The sequence below is a fragment of the Xanthomonas nasturtii genome (genome assembly GCF_001660815.1).
GTDB classification, from domain to species: domain Bacteria; phylum Pseudomonadota; class Gammaproteobacteria; order Xanthomonadales; family Xanthomonadaceae; genus Xanthomonas; species Xanthomonas nasturtii.
This window is the reverse complement of sequence record NZ_LYMI01000044.1, coordinates 1-18,366: the sequence shown is the minus strand read 5'-3', so window position 1 is coordinate 18,366 and position 18,366 is coordinate 1. Positions and strand designations below refer to the sequence as shown.

17 protein-coding genes and 1 pseudogene are annotated in these 18,366 nt (G+C 66.8%); 12 read left to right on the top strand and 6 right to left on the bottom strand.

All coding sequences use genetic code 11. The features are described 5' to 3' along the window. Positions 1-64: 64 nt before the first annotated feature. Together A7D16_RS15275 and A7D16_RS15270 are read right to left on the bottom strand one after the other, a co-directional pair. Positions 65-586, bottom strand: a complete 522-nt coding sequence (locus A7D16_RS15275; protein WP_064634135.1) for a hypothetical protein — start codon at positions 584-586, stop codon at positions 65-67. A gap of 24 nt (positions 587-610) precedes the next feature. Continuing rightward, positions 611-2,116, bottom strand: coding sequence for a helicase HerA-like domain-containing protein (locus tag A7D16_RS15270; protein ID WP_064634134.1), 1,506 nt, complete (start codon positions 2,114-2,116; stop codon positions 611-613). Positions 2,117-2,410: 294 nt separating this feature from the next. On the opposite strand from A7D16_RS15270, the gene A7D16_RS15265 reads away from it, so the two are divergent. Next, complete coding sequence (locus A7D16_RS15265; protein ID WP_064634133.1) at positions 2,411-3,994, top strand: transglycosylase SLT domain-containing protein; 1,584 nt, start codon at positions 2,411-2,413, stop codon at positions 3,992-3,994. Between the two features lie 368 nt (positions 3,995-4,362). On the opposite strand, the gene asd is transcribed toward A7D16_RS15265, so the two are convergent. Together asd and A7D16_RS15255 are read right to left on the bottom strand one after the other, a co-directional pair. Continuing rightward, positions 4,363-5,211 carry an archaetidylserine decarboxylase gene (gene asd / locus A7D16_RS15260; RefSeq protein ID WP_064634132.1) on the bottom strand — a complete coding sequence of 283 codons (849 nt, stop codon included), beginning with the start codon at positions 5,209-5,211 and terminating at the stop codon, positions 4,363-4,365. Beyond that, on the bottom strand, positions 5,208-5,858 hold the full coding sequence (locus A7D16_RS15255) for an SCO family protein (protein WP_064634131.1): 651 nt from the start codon (positions 5,856-5,858) through the stop codon (positions 5,208-5,210). The genes asd and A7D16_RS15255 overlap by 4 nt, the downstream gene beginning before the upstream one ends. Positions 5,859-5,938: 80 nt before the next feature. On the opposite strand from A7D16_RS15255, the gene prmB reads away from it, so the two are divergent. The 8 genes from prmB to A7D16_RS15215 all read left to right on the top strand — a co-directional run bounded on the left by prmB (position 5,939) and on the right by A7D16_RS15215 (position 14,325). Beyond that, the gene (gene prmB, locus A7D16_RS15250) at positions 5,939-6,865 is read left to right on the top strand and encodes a 50S ribosomal protein L3 N(5)-glutamine methyltransferase (protein WP_064634130.1); all 927 of its coding nucleotides are present in this window, start codon (positions 5,939-5,941) and stop codon (positions 6,863-6,865) included. Between the two features lie 10 nt (positions 6,866-6,875). Next, entirely contained in the window at positions 6,876-7,979 is a 1,104-nt protein-coding gene (gene aroC, locus A7D16_RS15245) for a chorismate synthase (protein WP_064634129.1), read from the top strand. Then, the gene (locus A7D16_RS15240) at positions 7,972-9,045 is read left to right on the top strand and encodes a 2-hydroxyacid dehydrogenase (protein WP_064634128.1); all 1,074 of its coding nucleotides are present in this window, start codon (positions 7,972-7,974) and stop codon (positions 9,043-9,045) included. The genes aroC and A7D16_RS15240 overlap by 8 nt, the downstream gene beginning before the upstream one ends. Before the next feature lie 85 nt (positions 9,046-9,130). Then, positions 9,131-10,156: an aspartate-semialdehyde dehydrogenase gene (locus A7D16_RS15235; RefSeq protein ID WP_064634127.1), complete on the top strand. Its 1,026-nt coding sequence runs from the start codon at positions 9,131-9,133 to the stop codon at positions 10,154-10,156. 200 nt (positions 10,157-10,356) lie between these two features. Continuing rightward, complete coding sequence (locus tag A7D16_RS15230; RefSeq protein ID WP_162841562.1) at positions 10,357-12,309, top strand: FimV/HubP family polar landmark protein; 1,953 nt, start codon at positions 10,357-10,359, stop codon at positions 12,307-12,309. Further along, positions 12,306-12,713: a VOC family protein gene (locus A7D16_RS15225; RefSeq protein ID WP_064634125.1), complete on the top strand. Its 408-nt coding sequence runs from the start codon at positions 12,306-12,308 to the stop codon at positions 12,711-12,713. The genes A7D16_RS15230 and A7D16_RS15225 overlap by 4 nt, the downstream gene beginning before the upstream one ends. 173 nt (positions 12,714-12,886) lie before the next feature. After that, positions 12,887-13,660, top strand: coding sequence for a tRNA pseudouridine(38-40) synthase TruA (truA, locus tag A7D16_RS15220; RefSeq protein WP_064634124.1), 774 nt, complete (start codon positions 12,887-12,889; stop codon positions 13,658-13,660). Continuing rightward, positions 13,657-14,325, top strand: a complete 669-nt coding sequence (locus A7D16_RS15215; protein ID WP_064634123.1) for a phosphoribosylanthranilate isomerase — start codon at positions 13,657-13,659, stop codon at positions 14,323-14,325. Before truA ends, A7D16_RS15215 begins: the two co-directional genes overlap by 4 nt. A 152-nt stretch (positions 14,326-14,477) precedes the next feature. On the opposite strand, the gene A7D16_RS15210 is transcribed toward A7D16_RS15215, so the two are convergent. Continuing rightward, on the bottom strand, positions 14,478-15,416 hold the full coding sequence (locus tag A7D16_RS15210; protein WP_064634122.1) for a LysR family transcriptional regulator: 939 nt from the start codon (positions 15,414-15,416) through the stop codon (positions 14,478-14,480). 105 nt (positions 15,417-15,521) lie between these two features. Here A7D16_RS15210 and trpB point away from each other — a divergent pair, with 105 nt between their 5' ends. From trpB to trpA, 3 genes are read left to right on the top strand one after another with little or no spacing between them, the layout of a single operon-like run. Next, complete coding sequence (gene trpB, locus A7D16_RS15205) at positions 15,522-16,739, top strand: tryptophan synthase subunit beta (RefSeq protein WP_064634121.1); 1,218 nt, start codon at positions 15,522-15,524, stop codon at positions 16,737-16,739. 11 nt (positions 16,740-16,750) lie between these two features. Further along, on the top strand, positions 16,751-17,251 hold the full coding sequence (locus tag A7D16_RS15200; protein WP_283160968.1) for a hypothetical protein: 501 nt from the start codon (positions 16,751-16,753) through the stop codon (positions 17,249-17,251). Further along, entirely contained in the window at positions 17,248-18,066 is an 819-nt protein-coding gene (gene trpA / locus A7D16_RS15195) for a tryptophan synthase subunit alpha (RefSeq protein ID WP_064634119.1), read from the top strand. The genes A7D16_RS15200 and trpA overlap by 4 nt, the downstream gene beginning before the upstream one ends. 152 nt (positions 18,067-18,218) lie before the next feature. On the opposite strand, the pseudogene A7D16_RS22590 reads toward trpA, so the two are convergent. Next, positions 18,219-18,366 (bottom strand): annotated as a pseudogene (locus A7D16_RS22590) (IS110 family transposase); the annotation flags it as partial.

The following is an 18,366-nucleotide window of genomic DNA, read 5'->3' as shown; positions in this document are numbered from 1 at the left end:
CCACTAAAAATCCCGCTTATCATTCCTGCAGCTCTTCGCGCGAATTTAAGAATGCGCGCAGTAATCAGCGCGCTCTCTTAAGCACCTTGTCGTCGTATTCTGGTGATCTGCCACTGTGGCAGTTATGGCCGTCCTGAGCGAGAAGGAAAGTGGGGCGTTCGTGGTCTGAAGAGAGAGGGTCCTCTTCCACGGCAAACCCGTAAATGTTCGGTCCGACCATCGGATCGTTGACGTCCATGAAGTTGAGTATCAGACAGCTGCCGCTCGTCTCGTCCATGTCCCAGGAACCGGTAATCGTCCGCGGTGGTTCATTCAGTTGGCCGCCAGCGATGCAGAAGGTTTTCAACCTATAGCGCTGCATTTTTCTGTTTGGAGTCGGCATCGAGAGAAAGAGCTCGGCGCTGACAGTCAGGCAGTCTTGCGTATAGGGTCTGAGCTGCCCTGTGTACGTACCGGTCAGCAGCTGCTGACGCTGTAGAGGCCATAGATCACTCGGGTTTGTTTGTTCAGCTAAGGCCGTGCTTGCGACGACAACCGCGATGGCGATCGTGCAGGACGGTAGGGTCTTCACTGCATCCTTGCTCATGGCGCTTCCTCTTGAGTGTTGCACTCAGCGCTTCCCACCAAAAATACTGCCGAAAATCCCGCGCACGATCTGCTGGCCGATCTTGTTGCCCACCGTGCGCGAGGTCTGGTTGGCCATCGTTTCCAGCATGCCCTGGCGACGCCCGGTGCCGAACACCGCGTCCTTGACTGCCTGGCCGAAGCCGCTGTCCTGCGCGTCGTCGTCTTCGCGGGTGCGGGCGGGCGGTGCGGCGCTGTGTCCGGCCACTTTTTCGACGCGGCGCGCGAGCAGTTCGGAAGCCGATTCGCGATTGATGGCGGTGTCGTAACGCGTGCCCACCGGGCTGGCGGCGCGGACCTGGGCGCGTTCAGGCGCGGTGATCGCACCCATGCGGCAACGCGGCGGTGCGATCACGGTCTGTTGCACCGGCGCCGGCACGCCCTTGCCCTGCAGCGGCGATACCAGCGCCTCGCCGGTGCCCAGGCTGGAAATGGCCGTGGCGACATTGAGCTTGGGATTGCCGGCAAAGGTCTGCGCTGCGGTCTTGACCGCCTTCTGGTCGCGCGGGGTGTAGGCACGCAACGCATGCTGCACGCGGTTGCCGAGCTGGCCGAGGATGTTGTCCGGGATGTCGTCGGGAAACTGCGAGCAGAAATAGATGCCCACACCCTTGGAGCGGATCAACCGCACCACCTGCTCGATGCGCTGGACCAGCGCCGCCGGCGCATCGTCGAACAGCAAATGCGCCTCGTCGAAGACGAACACCAGCTTGGGCTGGTCCAGGTCGCCCACCTCGGGCAGGCTTTCGAACAGTTCCGACAACAGCCATAGCAGGAAGGTGGAATACAGCTTCGGCTTGAGCACCAGTTGATTGGCCGCCAGGATGCCGATCACGCCGCGGCCATCGGGCGCCACGCGCATCAGTTCCGCCAGTTCCAGCGCCGGCTCGCCGAAGAACTGTTCGCCGCCGTCCTGCGACAGGCGCAGCAAGGCGCGCTGGATGGCGGCCACCGACTGCGCCGATACCAATCCGTAACTGGTGGAGAGCTCCTTGCGCTCTTCCACCACCAGCGCGAGCAGCGCGCGCAGGTCGTCCAGGTCCAACAGCAGCAAGCCGCGGTCGTCGGCCAGCTTGAACACGATGTCGAGCACGCCGGACTGGGTGTCGTTGAGTTCCAGAATGCGCGCGAGCAGGGTGGGGCCCATCTCGCTGACGGTGGTGCGCACCGGGTGGCCGAGCTGGCCGTACAGGTCCCAGAACACCACCGGGCTGGCGGCTGGCGCGTAGTCGGCGATGCCCACTTCCGTTGCGCGCTGCAAAACGCCGGGCGCGCCATTGCCGGCCACGGCCAGCCCGGCCACGTCGCCCTTCACGTCGGCCAGGAACACCGGCACGCCCAGTCGCGAAAAGCCTTCGGCCAGGGTCATCAGGGTCACGGTCTTGCCGGTGCCGGTGGCGCCGGCCACCAGCCCGTGGCGGTTGCCGAAGCGTCCTTCCAGCATCACCGCGATGTCGTCGGTGACGCCTTTGCCGAGCGGGAACGAGGCCATTGCGCAGATCCGGTGGGAAAGTGCGGATTCTAGCGGCCAATCCCGGCGGGCAAGGCCGGTGGGTAAATCAGCAGGTTGCGGCGCAGCGGCCTGGATCGAACCAGCCGCAAATGCGCACGCCGCGGTATTGCCGCAGGCCCGGTCACGCCATCGCCGCGGCCAGCCGATCCACAGCGGCTGCGGGCAGCGGTCGCCCGACCAAGCTAACGGCCCACTGACCCCGGCGACCCCGCCGCCTTGCCCCGGTGTCGCCCCGGCGGCTACCCTGCCTGCCTTTCCGCTGCACTGTCTCCGATGCCGCTCGCTCATTTTGTTTTGCGCCCATGGCCTGTCCTGGCTGTGGTGGCGCTGATGTCTGTCGTCCCCGCCGCCCACGCCATTTCCAAACGCGACACGGAGAAGGCTGCCGTGCTCGATGCCCGCATGGCCGCCGCCGAAAAGCGTTACCGCGATGCGCTGGTGCTGGTGAACAACTCCGACCCCAAGGGCACCGCCGAAGGCGATGCCGCACTGGAGGACATGGAAGACGTCATCGACGCCTGCATCAAGCAGCGCGGTTGCCTGGTCGCCAATCAGCTGGCCACCTACAAGCGTCTGCTCAAGGCGCGCGCCGATGCCGAGGCGCCGGCCGCTGAAGATCCGGAAGACGACGACACCCTGCTGCAAGCCGACCCGGACCATCTCGGCCCGGCAGCGAACGGCGTGCCCGAGGCCGCACGCGCCGCCACGCTGCTCAACGACCAGCGCCACGAGTTCGACAAGATGGTGCAGTACAACCCGGCCGTGCAGGCCGGTATCCGCCGCTGGCTCACCGACATGCGTCCGGCGCTGCTGACCAGCTACGAGAACTACAGCAACCTGCGCGGGGTGATGTGGCCGGAATGGCAGAAGCGCGGCCTGCCCGAGGCGCTGCTGTTCGGCATCATGGCCAAGGAATCCAATGGCAAGGTGCACGCCAGCTCGCGCGCTGGCGCGGCCGGGCTGATGCAGTTCATGCCGGCCACCGGGCGTCGCTTCGGGCTGGGCCCGGACGGCACCGGCTTCGACACCCGCTTCGATGCACGCAGCGCTGCCGAAGCCAGCGCCGCATACCTCAACGAGCGCATGGCCGGGCTCAATCGCAACATCGAGCTGGCACTGGCCGCCTACAACGGCGGTGAAGGCCGTGCCGCGCGCGTGTTCACGCAGACCGGTGGGCGCGGCTTCTGGGAGCAGGACGTCTACAACCAGTTCCCGGCCGAAACCAAGGACTATGTGCCGATGGTGATCGCCGCGGCCTGGATCTTCCTGCACCCGCGCCAGTACGGCGTGGATTTCGCCAAGCTCGACGCGCAGCCGGCCACGCTCAAGCTGGCCAAGTCGACCACCATCTACGAACTCACCATCTGCCTGGGCAGCATGGGCACGCGCGACGGTTATATGCGCGCGTTGCGCAACCTCAACCCGCGTTACGAATCCGACGGCTGGATTCCGGCCGGCACCGTCATCAATGCCACCAACCGCATCGCCAGCCTGTACACGCGTTACTGCGTCAGCGGCCCGCGTGCGGACCTGGCGCGGACCCTGATCACGGCCGATCTCAACAGCGCAATCGTCCGTAGCAGCAGCGCCCCCGAGTACGTGCCCAGCGTGGCGGTGGGCGATGTCAGCCAGATGGCCGGCGTGCCGACCACCGTGGCCACCGGCCAGCCGGCCGTCGCCAAGCCCAAGGCCAGGCAGGTGCGCAGCTACACCATCGCCAAGGGCGACACGCTCGGCCGCGTCGCGAACAAGTACCAGTGCGAGATCAAGCAGCTGGCCAAGGCCAATGGCTTGAAGGCACCGTCGTATGCGCTCAAGCGGGGGCAGAGCATCAAGCTGGCGGGCTGCGATCGCTGACTTGCGCGCGTGGTAGCTTCTTGGCGAGCTGCGGGCTGGGCCTGACTCCGGTAGGAGCGGCCCCGGCCGCAATGACGCCGTCCCGGTAGCTCCGGGGTAAGCGGGCGCGCCTTGAATCGGAGGCTGGGAGCGCGAAACGCGCCTGCGCACGAAACGTCATCGGGAAGGCCTCATGGCGGCCAAGCCCGCTCCTGCAAAGGCATCGCTGCATCCGGCATCGCTAGCCGCAATTGCCGATCGCCGCATTTGGCGTGAAACGCGCTGGTGCGCGGCGCGTTATCGAGAACGCCCAATCACGGGAAGACCCGCCACGACACAGCGCTGTCGTCATACGTATCGCAGCGGGTATTGTCAGCGCGCCGCGACGATCAGCTCACCTGACGACGCGCAAGCGCTTGCCCCAGCCGCACCGATGTCTCGGCAGCAAGTGCATCATCGAGCGTGGCCACACCCGGCGGCAGCAACACGATCACGGTCGAGCCGTAGTTAAACCTGGCCATCTCCGCAAACCGTTCCAACACGATGCCCTTGCCGCGGTAATCCTTGCGCGTGATGCGATCGCCATAGCGCGGAATCTCCACGCCGCTCCAGACCGTTTCCACGCCGGACACCAGCAGCGCACCCACCATGACCGACGCCATCGGGCCGAACTCGGTGTCGAAGTGACACACCAGGCGCTCGTTACGCGCGAACAGCCGCGGCACATTGCGCACGGCATCCGGGCCCACGCTGAACAGCCGGCCGGGCACGTGCACGGTTTCGCGCAGGGTGCCGGTCCACGGCATGTGCACGCGGTGATAGTCCTTGGGCGACAGGTATACGGTGGCGAACAGGCCGTTGTTGAACGGCACTGCGGCCGCTTCATCGCCGAGCAACTCGGCGGCGGTGAACGACTGCCCCTTGGCCTGGAAAATGCGGCCGTTTTCGATCAGGCCGAGCTGGCTGACGCGGCCGTCGGCCGGCATCAGCAGGGCAGCAGGGTCGGCATCGGGTACGCGTGCGCCGGGCTTCAAGGCGCGGGTGAAAAACGCATTGAAGGTGGGGTAGGCGCGCGGGTCAGGCTGCTGCGCTTCGCTCAGATCCACGCCGAACTTGCGCGTCACCGTGTCGATCAGCCACTGCTTGGTGGACGGCGTATCGGAATAGGCCAGCGCGCGCGCCAGCGAAGACAGCAACCGGTGCGGCAGCACATAGGTCAGGGAAGTGACGAGACTCACGGTGCGGTTACCTTGGTCAGCTGTTGGAGATCGGCGGCAATTGCCTTCGGGTCGAGCGGCGGACGGATCAGGCCGGCCAGGCGGCCTTGCGGATCGAGCACGGCAATGCCGGCCGAATGATCCATGCTGTAGTCGTTGGGGTTCTGATCGAAGTTCTTGCCCGGCACTTTCTGGAACACCAAGCCCAGCGCAGTGGCAAAGCGCTCCAGCGCCGGCACGTCTGCGGTGGCCGCCAGCGTGTCCTTGTGGAAAGCGTGGGCATACTCGCCCAGCCGTGCGGGCAGGTCGCGCTGCGGGTCCACCGAGACGAACAAAACGCGCGGGCGCAAGCCATCCGGAATGCTTTCCCATTGCTGTTGCGCCACGGCCAAGTCGGTCAGCGTGGTTGGGCAGACATCCGGGCAGAAGGTGAAGCCGAGGAACACCAGCGTCCAATGCCCCTTCAGTTCGCCAGACACCAGCTGGGTGCCATCGGATTGGCGCAGGCTGAACTGCGGCAGGGGGCGAGGCTGCGGGTACAACGTGATGGTCTGGGTAGGCGGCCAGGGCGAGCGGGGCGCACCGCCGAAGAACTTCTGGCCCAGCAACAACCCCAGGCCGGCGGCCAGCGCCACCAGCAGTACGATGCCGGTATTGCGATTGAACATGGCGGTTTCCAGTGCAACGGACGCTCATGATACCGATCCGACCTCTATAATCGGGGGCCACATCTTCTTTAGTTGTTGCCATGACTGCCGCCGCGGCCGACGAACTGCACACCATCATCGACCTGATCCGCTACGGCACCAGCCGTTTCAACGCAGCCGGTCTGACGTTCGGCCACAGCTACGACAACGCGCTGGACGAAGCCACCCAGCTGGTGCTGCACAGCCTGCATCTGCCGCACGATCTGGGCCCGGCCTACGGCCAGGCGCGTCTGCTGCGCTCGGAAAAAGAGCAGGTGCTGGGCTTGTTCGAGCGCCGCATCAGCGAGCGCGTGCCGGCGGCGTATCTCACCGGCGAGGCCTGGTTTGCCGGCTTGAATTTCAAGAGCGATGCGCGCGCCCTGGTGCCGCGCTCGCCGATCGCCGAGCTGATCGAAGCCGGCTTCGAGCCCTGGCTGGGCGGCCGCGAAGTCACCCGCGCGCTGGACCTGTGCACCGGCTCGGGCTGCATTGCCATTGCGATGGGCCACTACAACCCGCACTGGGATGTGGATGGGGTGGACATCAGCGATGACGCACTGGCGCTGGCTGCCGAAAACAAGGCGCGGCTGCATGCCGATAACGTCACCTTGCTCAAGTCGGACCTGTTCACCGGCCTGGTGGGCCGCCAGTACGACCTGATCGTCACCAACCCGCCGTACGTCACCAACGACGAGACCGACGCGCTGCCGCAGGAGTATTCCTACGAGCCCGAGCTCGGCCTGCGTGCGGGCGACGACGGTCTTGACCTGGTGCTGAAGATCCTGCGCGATGCGCCGCAGCACCTCAGCGAAGACGGCCTGCTGATCTGCGAGGTGGGCGAATCCGAGCAGCATCTGATCAAGCTGCTGCCGGAACTGGATCTGGCCTGGGTCGAGTTCAAGGTCGGGCAGATGGGCATCTTCGCGGTGGAATGCCGCGAGTTGATCGCACACGGCGCACGCATCGCCGGGCTGGCCGCGCAGCGATGAGCCTGCGCGCATGAGTGCCAATTCGTTCGGCAAGCTGTTCACCGTCACCACCTTCGGCGAATCGCACGGGCCAGCCATCGGCTGCGTCGTCGACGGGTGCCCGCCCGGCCTGGAAATCGCGCCGGAAGACTTCGCCCACGATCTGCAACGGCGTGCCTCCGGCAAGAGCCGGCACACCTCCGCGCGCCGCGAGGCCGACGCCATCGAGATCCTGTCCGGCGTGTACGAAGGCCGCACCACCGGCACGCCGATCGGGCTGCTGATCCGCAACACCGATCAGCGCAGCAAGGACTACAGCAACATCGCCCAGCAGTTCCGCCCCGGCCATGCAGATTACACCTATTGGCAGAAGTACGGCATCCGCGACCCCCGCGGTGGCGGACGTTCGTCGGCGCGCGAAACCACCATGCGTGTGGCTGCCGGCGTCATCGCCAAGAAGTGGCTCAAGCAGCGCTACGGCGTGCTGGTGCGCGGGTTTCTAGCGCAGCTGGGCGAAATCCGCCCAACCGGTTTCGACTGGGATGCGGTGGAAGACAACCCGTTCTTCTGGCCGCATGCCGCGCAGGTGCCGGAGCTGGAAAGCTACATGGATGCGCTGCGCAAGTCCGGCGATTCGGTCGGCGCACGCGTGGACGTGGTGGCCGGCGGCGTGCCGGCAGGCTGGGGCGAGCCGATCTACGGCAAGCTCGATGCCGAACTGGCTGCCGCCTTGATGAGCATCAATGCGGTCAAGGGCGTGGAGATCGGCGACGGCTTCGCCAGCGCGGCGCAGAAGGGCACCGAACACCGCGACCTGATCACCCCGGAAGGCTTTCTCAGCAACCATGCCGGCGGCATTCTGGGCGGCATCTCCACCGGCCAGGCGATCACCGCCTCGATGGTGCTCAAGCCCACCTCCAGCCTGCGCCTGCCTGGCGCCACGGTGGATGCCGACGGCAGCGTGGTCGATGTGATCACCACCGGCCGGCACGACCCCTGCGTGGGCATCCGCGCCACCCCGATCGCCGAAGCGATGATGGCGCTGGTGTTGATGGACCAGGCCTTGCGTCATCGCGCCCAGTGCGGCGATGTCGGCGAGGTGTCGCCCCGAATTCCCGGTCAGATCGATGTCTGAGTCGCGGCGCGCCAAGGTGTGGGTCAGCCAGCCGCTGTTCGACGATGTCGTGGCGCAGTTGGGCGAGCATTTCGAGCTGACCACCACGCAGCGCGTCAGCGCGTATTCGCCGGCCGACCTGGCCGCGCAACTGGCATCGCTGGACGGTGCCCTGATCACCCTCAACGAGCGTATCGGCGCGGCCGAAATCGCGGCGGCGCCACAGCTGCGCGCCATCGCCAATGTCGGCGTGGGCTACAACAATCTGGATCTGGATGCACTGAGTGCGGCCGGCATCCTGGCCAGCAACACGCCCGATGTGCTCACCGAAACCTCCGCCGATCTCGGCTTCGCGTTGCTGATGGCCACCGCGCGCCGCATCACCGAAGCCGAGCGCTGGCTGCGCGACGGGCAGTGGGGGCAGTGGTCGTTCAAGACCATGCTCGGCGCCGATATTCACGGCAGCACGCTCGGCATCCTGGGCATGGGCCGGATCGGGCAGGGCATCGCACGCCGCGGTGCGCACGGCTTCGGCATGCGCGTGCTGTATCACAACCGCAGCCAGCTGCCGGCCGCCACCGAACAGACGCTCGGCGCGCAGTACGTGGATTTGGACACGTTGCTGGCGCAGTCCGATCACCTGGTGCTGGTGCTGCCGTACACCAAGCAGTCGCACCACATCATCGATGCGGCGGCGCTGGGCAAGATGCGCGCCACCGCCACGCTGGTGAACATCGCGCGCGGCGGCCTCGTCGATGAGCTGGCGCTGGCCGATGCGTTGGCCAATGGGCGCCTGGCCGGTGCCGGCCTGGACGTCTACGAAGGCGAGCCTGCGGTGCGTCCGGAACTGTTGGCGCTGCGCAACGTGGTGCTCACCCCGCATATCGGCAGCGCCAGCCTGGCCACACGCCGCGCCATGGTGCAGCTGGCGGTGGACAACCTGATCGCGGCGCTGGGCAAAGGCCCCAATGCCGGCCATCCGCCGAGCGCGCTCAATGCCGACGCGATGGCCGCTGCCAAACAGGGCGGCACCGGTGCGGCCGCGAAAAAAACCGGCGTTACCGGCACCATCTCGACCAAACGATAGGGAACCTCCGCGGCCAGCTTTGGAGGTTCCCCGAACCCAGCGCGCAGTGCTTCCTCTTTTCCCCTTTTCGAGAAAGACAAACCTCATGAGCAACGAAAGCCGTCGTTTCAACGTCGCGGTCGTGGGCGCCACCGGCGCTGTCGGCGAGACCATGCTGAGCATCCTGGCCGAGCGCAATTTCCCGGTCGCCACCCTGTACGCGCTGGCGTCGTCGCGTTCGGCCGGCGGGCAGGTGGAATTCAATGGCGGCAAGGTCGATGTGCTGGATCTGGCCGACTTCGACCCCACCGGCGTGGACATCGCACTGTTCTCCGCAGGCGGCAGCGTGTCCAAGGAATACGGCCCCAAGTTCGCCGCGGCCGGTGCGGTGGTGATCGATAATTCCTCCGCGTTCCGTTACGACGACGACGTGCCGCTGGTGGTCTCCGAAGTGAACCCGGAAGCGCTCAAGCAGCGCCCGCGCGGCATCGTGGCCAACCCCAATTGCTCGACCATGCAGATGCTAGTGGCGTTGGGCCCGATCCACCGCACCTACGGCATCGAGCGCATCAACGTGGCGACCTACCAGTCGGTGTCCGGCGGCGGGCGTTCGGCGATGGAAGAACTGGGCAAGCAGACCAGCGAGCTGCTGAGCTTCCAGGAAATCGACCCGCAGCGCTTCCCGGTGCAGATCGCCTTCAACCTGATCCCGCACATCGACGACTTCCAGGACAACGGCTACACCAAGGAAGAGATGAAGCTGGTGTGGGAAACCCGCAAGATCCTCGGCGACGACAGCATCCAGGTGAACCCGACGGCAGTGCGCGTGCCGGTGTTCTACGGCCACTCCGAAGCGGTGGCGATCGAAACCCGCGACAAGATCACCGTCGACGCGGCGCGCGCGCTGCTCGCAGCCTCGCCCGGCGTGGAAGTGGTGGACGAGCGCAAGCCCGGCGGCTATCCGACCCCGGTCACACATGCCTCCGGCAAGGATGCAGTGTTCGTCGGCCGCATCCGCGAGGACCTCTCGCACCCGCGTGGTCTGAATCTGTGGATCGTCTCCGACAACATCCGCAAGGGCGCTGCGCTCAACGCCGTGCAACTGGCCGAACTGGTCGCACAGGAAGGTTGATCCGTCGGCTGTGTAGGAGCGCGCTTGCGCGCGATGAGGCTCTCCCGGTGAAGCTCCATCGCGCACAGGCGCGCTCCTACCGATGACCTGACGCATGGATGTCGCATTGCGACGGCTTGTGCGCTCTGCACGGGGTGCCCGACTTTTTCGCTCATCCAGCGGCTATATTGATGCGCATGAAACATAGGGGCGGGGGCGCGATGCGTCCGATACAAGGGATAGGTGCGTTGCTGCTGATGGCATGCAGCGGCGCTGCCATGGCATTGGGGTTGGGCGACATCCGGGTGTTGTCCAAGCCCGGGCAGCCGCTGGTGGCCGAGATTCCGGTCATCTCCAACGAGCCGGGCGAGCTCGACAAGGCGCGCGTTGCGCTGGCATCGGCCACCACGTTCGCGCGGGTCGGTCTGGAACGTCCGCGAGGCCTGGTCAGCAATCTGCAGTTCCAGTTCGCGCAGGACGCGCGCGGGCGTGCGGTGATCCGCGTGACCAGCAGCCAGGTGGTCGACCAGCCGGCGATCAACTTCCTGATCGAAGTCGAATGGGGCCAGGGCCGGCTGGTGCGCGAATATTCCGCATTGGTGGACACGCCCAACACCGCTGCCGCAATCGCCGAGCCGGCCATCGAAGCGCCGCGCGCCGGTGCCAGCAACGCCATTGCGCGCGAGCCGGCGGTCGCGCCGCGCGCCGACCGCGCCGCACAAGACAACCCCAGAGCCGAACCTGCGACGCGTGCAACCGCCACTGCGTCGGCGGCGTCTGCCACGCCGGCCGGCGATGCATTACCGGCAGTGCGCTCGGGTCAAACCTTGTCGGAGATCGCCGCGGTGGTGGCGCGTTCCAGCGGACATTCGCTGGACCAGACCATGCTGGCCTTGCTGCGCACCAATCCGGACGCCTTCATCAACGGCAACATCAACCGCCTGAAGCAGGGTGCAGTGCTGCGTACCCCGCAGGAAGACACGCTGGCGCAGGTCGGCGCCGCCGAAGCCGCGGTGATGGTGCGCGAGCAGGCCACCCAATGGCGGCAGGCGCGTTCGGCAGTGCCGCAACCGGCCGAAGCCGGCGCCACCGCCGCTGCAACGCCATCGCCCGCAGCGCCTGCCGCAGCGGCCGGTGCCGGTGCGCGGCTCGAAATCGCCCCTGCAGTGGCGAGTCAAACCAACACCGCCGGCGCCACGTCCGGTACCAGTGCCGAAGGCGAGGGCGAGATGGCGGCCAATCAACAGTTGCAACAGGCCAAGGAAGACATCGCCACCCGCGATGCGGAATTGCAGGATCTGCGCACCCGCGTGGCCGACCTGGAAAAGCTCAAGCAGCAACAGCAAGCGCTGATCGCGATGAAGGACACCGATCTGGCGGCCGCGCAGAAGCGTCTGTCGGAAACGCCGGCGGCTGCGCAACAGGGCGGCGGTTTCCCGTTGTGGTTGATCGGCGGGCTGGTGTTGATCGTCGTTGCGGTGGTGGCGTGGCTGGCCGCGCGTCGTCGCAAGCCTTCGCCGCTGCCGCCGTTGCCACGCCGGCAGTTCGACTTCGTGCCGCCTGGCGCACCGGGGCAGGCCGCCGAGCCGCAAGAAGAACGCGCCACCGAGCCCAGCGAACGCGACGTGGTGCACGAGAGCGAATTCGAACAGGCCGACCTGCGCGACGACGAGCGCTCCCATGAAGTGCAACAACCTTTATCCGGGGTGCTGCGTCGCGAGCCGCTACTGGCCGAGCCGGCTGCTGCGCCAGTGGTGCTCAATAGCGAAGATTGGCGCGCGCTGCGGGCCACGCCACCGGTGCTAGCGGCCGAGCCGCAGCACACCGCGCCCGTTGACGAGCCCTCGCCGTACCCGGCGCCCGACGCGTTGCAGCCGAGCCACGCAGACCTCGCGCCCACGCCGAGCGAAGATCCTTCTGCTACTCCACCCGCATCGGTATCCACGCAGAACAGCCTGGATTTCGACTACGCGCCTGCAGCGCCGATTGCTGCGCCCAGCACCTCGGCCAGCCGGGAATTCGCCTCGGCCGGACGCGATCGTCTGGAACTGGCGGTGGCCTACATGGACCTGGGCGACAAGGACACCGCGCGCGGCCTGCTGCTGGAAGTCGCCGCCACTGGCGATGAGGCCACCCGCGCCGAAGCCGCCGAGCTGCTGGAACGTCTGGCATGAGCCCGGCCATCGACCGCCTCGCTCCGCACGAAAACGCCGCACGCGAGCGCCGGATCGACTACGTGGAATTCGCCTCGGTCGACCCGGACGCCGGCCGCGCGTTTTTCGAAACGGTGTTCGGCTGGCAATTCCAGGCCTATGGGCCGGATTACCTGGCCTTCAACGACGGCCGCCTGGACGGTGGCTTCTACCGGGCAGTTGCACCAGTGCCGGCCGAAGGTGGCCCGTTGGTGGTGCTGTATGCCGACGACCTGGCGCCGGTCCTCGGCCGCGTGCAGGCTGCCGGCGGGGAGATCGTCAAGCCGGTGTTCGGCTTCCCCGGCGGCAGCCGCTTTCATTTCCGCGAGCCCGGCGGCACCACGCTGGCCGTGTGGTCCGAACGCTGCCTCGCATCCAACGACTGACCACACGGCTGCGCGCCGGCTGCACGCGCGTCGCCGCTGCTCGGCATCGCAGCGGGCTGCTCGTACACTTGCGTTTCTCCGCAGCGGCGGGGGCGTGTCGACCGGCGCCTGCGATGGCGTGGCCGGCACGACCGGTGCGCGGATTTCATCGATTCACAGACAGGCAGGTACCGATGCGTTACGCGCTGGGCGTGGAGTACGACGGCAGCGAGTTTCAGGGCTGGCAGCAATTGGGCGAGCATGGCGGGCCGAGCGTGCAGGCGAGCCTGCAGGCGGCGTTGTCCTCGGTTGCCGATGCGCCGGTGCAGGTGGTCTGCGCCGGGCGGACCGACGCGGGCGTGCATGGCGAATGCCAGGTGGTGCATTTCGACAGCGATGCGCGCCGCGAACCGCGTGGCTGGATGCTGGGCACCACCGCGCGGCTGCCACCGGCGATCGCGGTGCGCTGGTGCGTGCCGGCGGCAGAGGATTTCCACGCGCGTTTTTCCGCGCGCGCGCGTCGTTATCGCTATCGCCTGCTCAATCGGCAGATTCGCCCGGCGCTGTACCGGCAGACCTTGAGTTGGGAGCGTCGCCCGCTCGATGCCGATGCCATGCATGCGGCAGCGCAGGCCTTGCTGGGCGAGAACGACTTCAGCGCGTTCCGTAGCGTGCAGTGCCAGGCCTTGCACGCGCGCCGTAACCTGCAGGCCATTCACGTGCAGCGCATCGGCGAAGTGGTGGAGGTGCAGGTCCAGGCCAATGCATTCCTTCATCACATGGTGCGGAATATTGTGGGCTCGCTGATTTTGGTCGGAACCGGCGAGCAGCCGGCTGACTGGGTCGCGACGTTGCTCGCTGGGCGCGACCGCACAGTTGCCGGGCCGACAGCGCCGCCACAAGGTCTGGTATTTATCGGGCCTCTGTATCCTGCAGAGTGGCATCTGCCTGCTGAGGTGACCCAATGAATCGATCGCTGTACCGCACCCGTATCAAGTTCTGTGGCATGACCCGCGCCGGCGATATCCGGCTGGCCGGCGAGCTGGGTGTGGACGCGGTAGGTTTCATTTTTGCGCATGGCAGCCCGCGGCGCGTGGCACCGGCCGAGGCGCGCGCCATGCGCCAGGCGACCGCCCCGATGGTCGATGTGGTGGCGTTGTTCCGCAACAACTCCAAGGAAGAAGTGCGCGAAGTGGTGCGCACCGTGCGCCCGACCTTGCTGCAATTCCATGGCGAAGAAGACGACGCCTTCTGCCGCAGCTTCAATCTGCCGTATCTCAAGGCAGTGCCGATGGGCAGCACCGGGGTGAATGGCGAAGATGCCAATGCGCGCACCCTGCAATTGGCTTACCCGAATACCGCCGGTTTCCTGTTCGACAGCCATGCGCCGGGAGCGGGCGGCGGCACCGGCAAGACCTTCGATTGGTCACGTTTGCCCACTGGACTGCATCGCCCGTTTCTGCTGGCCGGCGGCATCAACGCCGACAACGTGTTCGACGCCATCGTGGCCACCTTGCCCTGGGGGGTGGATGTCTCCAGCGGTGTGGAGCTGGCGCCCGGCATCAAGGACGGGCACAAGATGCGCAAGTTCGTCGAAGAAGTGCGGCGGGCGGATTGTCACGAGATGTCGTGAGTTTCGGGAATTGGGAATCGTGATTGGGGAATCGGAGCTCGCTGCTCGCTCCGTTGCTGTAGAAGGCTCTATACCGCCATAAATTGTTCTTGATTGCTCGTTTTCCCGGCTACTAATTGCTCATCCGTTTGTTCCTAAAATGCCGCGTTTGCTTATGGCTGCGCTGGCACGCGCGCAGTGTCCGGAGCCTGCGTCGGCAATTGATCTTCGGTCAGTGCACCGCGTAACCAGCCCGCCAGCCGCTCGATGCGTGGGTCAGGGTTGCGCTTTGCGGCGCACAGCACCCAGCGGCCGTGGGTGGCAGTGAATCCCCATGGCGCCAGCAGACGCCCGGCCGCCAGATCCGCTGCCACCAGCGGCTGCGGTGCGATCGCGACCCCCAGGCCCGCAGCAGCGGCCTCCAGCAGATACACCAGGTGTTCGAATTCCGTACCGAAGCGCAAGGTCTCGGGTGCCAGACCATGCGCCTGCGCCCATTCCGGCCAGGCCTGCGGGCGCGAGCGGGTGTGCAGCAGGGCGTGATCGCCCAGCGTGGCCGGTGCGTTGCTGTCGATCCGCAATGTCGCTGCCAGCTGCGGGCTCAGCACCGGGCCGATCCATTCCACGCCCAGCGCATGCACCTGCCACTCGCTTGGCCACGGCGGTGTGTCCAGCAACAGGGCGGCGTCCAGGCCGTCCAGATCCGGGCCGGGTGCCTGTTCGCTGGCTGACAGGTGCAGGCGCAGGTCCGGCAGGTCTTGCTGCAGCAGGCCCAGGCGCGGGATGACCCAGCGCGCCAGCAGGCTGCCGGAACACCCCAGCACCAGCGGCGACTCGGCGGCCGGGCGCTGCAACGCCGCCCAGGTCTGGCCAATGACCCCGAAGCCTTCGCCGGTGGCATCGCGCAGGCGGACGCCGGCCGCGGTCAACACCAGGCCGCGGCCTTGGCGGGCGAACAGCGCGGTGCCCAGCACCTGTTCAAGCGAACGCACGTGCCGGCTGATGGCGCCGTGGGTCACATGCAGTTCCTGGGCGGCGCGGCTGACGCTTTGCAGGCGCGCGGCAGATTCGAACGCGCGCAGTGCCGCCAGCGGGGGAAGTGAAACACTCATGTGTGATTCCAGGTCACAGGTTGCGGCAATCTTATCGATTTATCGCACCCCGCGGCTGCGCTAAAGTAGCGCCTCTCGTATGACACATCGCTGCAGAGGATTCCCATGTCGGCCAAGCCCATCAGTGACTTTCACGCCTATCCGGATGCTGCCGGCCACTTCGGCAAGTTCGGCGGCCGGTTCGTCGCCGAAACCTTGATCGGCCCGCTGCAGGAACTGGCGGCCGCCTACGACCAGGCGCGCCAGGATCCGAGTTTCATCGCCGAGTACGACAAGGACCTCAAGCATTACGTCGGCCGGCCCAGCCCGATCTACCACGCCGAGCGGCTCAGCCGCGAAGTGGGCGGGGCGCAGATCCTGCTCAAGCGCGAAGACCTGAACCACACCGGCGCGCACAAGATCAACAACACCATCGGCCAGGCGCTGTTGGCCAGCCGCATGGGCAAGACCCGCATCATCGCCGAGACCGGCGCCGGCCAGCACGGCGTGGCCAGCGCCACGGTCGCAGCGCGCCTGGGCCTGGAATGCGTGGTCTACATGGGCGCCACCGATATCGAGCGGCAGAAGATCAATGTCTACCGCATGAAGCTGCTGGGCGCGACGGTGATCCCGGTGACCTCCGGCTCGGCCACGCTCAAGGACGCGCTCAACGAAGCGATGCGCGACTGGGTGACCAATGTGCGCGACACCTTCTACATCATCGGTACCGTGGCCGGGCCCGACCCGTATCCGCGCATGGTGCGCGACTTCAATGCGATCGTCGGACGCGAAGCGCGCGAACAGATGCTGCAGGACTACGGTCGGCTGCCGGATGCGATCAGCGCCTGCGTCGGCGGCGGCAGCAATGCGATCGGCCTGTTCCATGCCTTCCTCAACGACCCCGGCGTGAAGATCTACGGCGCCGAAGCGGCCGGCGACGGCATCGCCACCGGTCGCCACGCGGCATCGATCGCCGCCGGGCGCCCCGGCGTGCTGCACGGCAACCGCACCTACGTGATCTGCGACGACGACGGCCAGATCACCGAAACCCACTCGATCTCCGCCGGCCTGGATTACCCCGGCGTGGGCCCGGAGCATTCGTTCCTGTCCGACAGCGGCCGTGCGGTGTATCAGGGCATCACCGACGACGAGGCGATGGCCGCCTTCCATCTGCTGGCGCATACCGAAGGCATTCTGGCGGCGCTCGAGTCCAGCCATGCGGTGGCGCAGTCGATCAAGCTGGCGCGCGAGCTGCCCAAGGACGCGCTGGTGCTGTGCAATCTGTCCGGGCGTGGCGACAAGGACGTGCACACCATCGCCGCGCGCGAAGGGCTGGCGCTGTGATCGAACGGCGCATGCGCAGCCTGGTCGGTGGCTTCATGCTGCTGTCTGCGTCTGCGCTGGCCGTCGCCGCGGCGGCGCCCGCGCTGGATCGCAGTGGCCCGGTGCGCGTGGGCCAGCGCTTTGCCGAGCTTGCGCCGCAAGCGGCCTGGAAGCGCTTCAATGCCGGCCCGATCGAACACTGCGACTACGTGGAGGCGGGGCTGCTTCCCGCCGGCGTGTCGATGATGCTGCAGGACGGGCGCGTCGTCCGCTTCGACGTCACCGACGCCGGAACGCTTGGTCCGTTCGGCATCGCCATCGGCGATAGCGAAGCTGCGGCGCGTGCGCGTCTGCCGGCAGGCTATCGCGCCGAACCGCATCACGACGGCGACGCTGGCGGCAACGATCGTTATTTGACTTGGTGCGACCCGCACAGCGGGTTCGCGGTTCGCTATGAAACGGGAGAAGGCAGCGTGAGAGCGATGTATTGGGGAACCTGGGACGCCGTGCAGTTGGTGGAGGGGTGCGCATGAGCCGTCTGCCCGGCCGCATCGCCGCGCGGTTTGACGCGCTACGCCACTCCGGCCGCAAGGCACTCATTCCCTTCATCACCGCTGGCGACCCCTCGCTGGAAGCCACGGTGCCGGTGATGCATGCGCTGGTGCGTGCCGGTGCCGATGTGATCGAACTGGGCGTGCCGTTTTCCGACCCCATGGCCGACGGACCCACCATCCAGCGCAGCTCCGAGCGCGCGCTGGGCCGCGGTGCCGGCCTGGCCTATGTGCTGGAAGCGGTGCACGAGTTCCGTCGCGAAGACGCCACTACCCCGGTGGTGTTGATGGGCTACCTCAACCCGATCGAGATCCACGGCACGCGGCGGTTTGCCGAAGCCGCCGTCGCCGCCGGCGTGGACGGCCTGCTGCTGGTCGACCTGCCGCCCGAAGAGGCGGACGAAACCCGCCACATCTTCAGCGAGGTCGGGTTGGCGCTGATTGCGCTGGCATCGCCGACCACCAGCGAGCAGCGCCTTGACATGTTGTGCAGCACGGCGCAGGGCTACCTTTACTACGTCAGCTTTGCCGGCGTCACCGGCGCCTCCAACCTGCTCGACACCCATGCCGCCAGCGACCGCCTGCGTCAGTTGCGCCAGCGTGCCGGCGCACCGGTGGTGGCCGGCTTCGGCATCAAGGACGCCGCCAGCGCCAAGGCCATGGCCGTGGATGCCGACGGCGTGGTGGTAGGCAGCGCCCTGGTCGCGGCCCTGGCCGAAGCCGACGACGTCCGCAGTGCGCGCGAGCGCGCGGAGGCGTTCCTGGCCCCGTTACGCCAGGCGCTGGATCACCCCTGAGACCAGATCAAGGGTTCTCTCGCGTGGATGCATGTGGCTACGCCGGCACCCTCATCCGCCCCTGCGTGGCAGCTTCTCCCCCGCATAGAAGGACGATGTCCGATGAGAGACGCAATCAAAGCCCCTCTCCTGCGGGAGAGCAACTGTCTTGATCAACTGGCGGCGCTAGCCGCCAGTTGATCTCGCATCTTGGCGTTGAGGATGACCAATAATTTGCGCATCGCCGCCACGAGGGCGACCTTGCCCGCTTTGCCCTGCGTGCGTAGCCGCTGGTAAAACTCGCGCAGGGCCGGGTTGAAG

Bases quoted from the DNA above. Each gene is read 5' to 3' on its own strand.
- A7D16_RS15275 (WP_064634135.1), bottom strand. From the start codon at position 586: ATGAGCAAGGATGCAGTGAAGACCCTACCGTCCTGCACGATCGCCATC.
- A7D16_RS15270 (WP_064634134.1), bottom strand. From the start codon at position 2,116: ATGGCCTCGTTCCCGCTCGGCAAAGGCGTCACCGACGACATCGCGGTG.
- A7D16_RS15265 (WP_064634133.1), top strand. From the start codon at position 2,411: ATGCCGCTCGCTCATTTTGTTTTGCGCCCATGGCCTGTCCTGGCTGTG.
- A7D16_RS15255 (WP_064634131.1), bottom strand. From the start codon at position 5,858: ATGTTCAATCGCAATACCGGCATCGTACTGCTGGTGGCGCTGGCCGCC.
- prmB (WP_064634130.1), top strand. From the start codon at position 5,939: ATGACTGCCGCCGCGGCCGACGAACTGCACACCATCATCGACCTGATC.
- aroC (WP_064634129.1), top strand. From the start codon at position 6,876: ATGAGTGCCAATTCGTTCGGCAAGCTGTTCACCGTCACCACCTTCGGC.
- A7D16_RS15240 (WP_064634128.1), top strand. From the start codon at position 7,972: ATGTCTGAGTCGCGGCGCGCCAAGGTGTGGGTCAGCCAGCCGCTGTTC.
- A7D16_RS15235 (WP_064634127.1), top strand. From the start codon at position 9,131: ATGAGCAACGAAAGCCGTCGTTTCAACGTCGCGGTCGTGGGCGCCACC.
- A7D16_RS15230 (WP_162841562.1), top strand. From the start codon at position 10,357: ATGCGTCCGATACAAGGGATAGGTGCGTTGCTGCTGATGGCATGCAGC.
- A7D16_RS15225 (WP_064634125.1), top strand. From the start codon at position 12,306: ATGAGCCCGGCCATCGACCGCCTCGCTCCGCACGAAAACGCCGCACGC.
- truA (WP_064634124.1), top strand. From the start codon at position 12,887: ATGCGTTACGCGCTGGGCGTGGAGTACGACGGCAGCGAGTTTCAGGGC.
- A7D16_RS15215 (WP_064634123.1), top strand. From the start codon at position 13,657: ATGAATCGATCGCTGTACCGCACCCGTATCAAGTTCTGTGGCATGACC.
- A7D16_RS15210 (WP_064634122.1), bottom strand. From the start codon at position 15,416: ATGAGTGTTTCACTTCCCCCGCTGGCGGCACTGCGCGCGTTCGAATCT.
- trpB (WP_064634121.1), top strand. From the start codon at position 15,522: ATGTCGGCCAAGCCCATCAGTGACTTTCACGCCTATCCGGATGCTGCC.
- A7D16_RS15200 (WP_283160968.1), top strand. From the start codon at position 16,751: ATGCGCAGCCTGGTCGGTGGCTTCATGCTGCTGTCTGCGTCTGCGCTG.
- trpA (WP_064634119.1), top strand. From the start codon at position 17,248: ATGAGCCGTCTGCCCGGCCGCATCGCCGCGCGGTTTGACGCGCTACGC.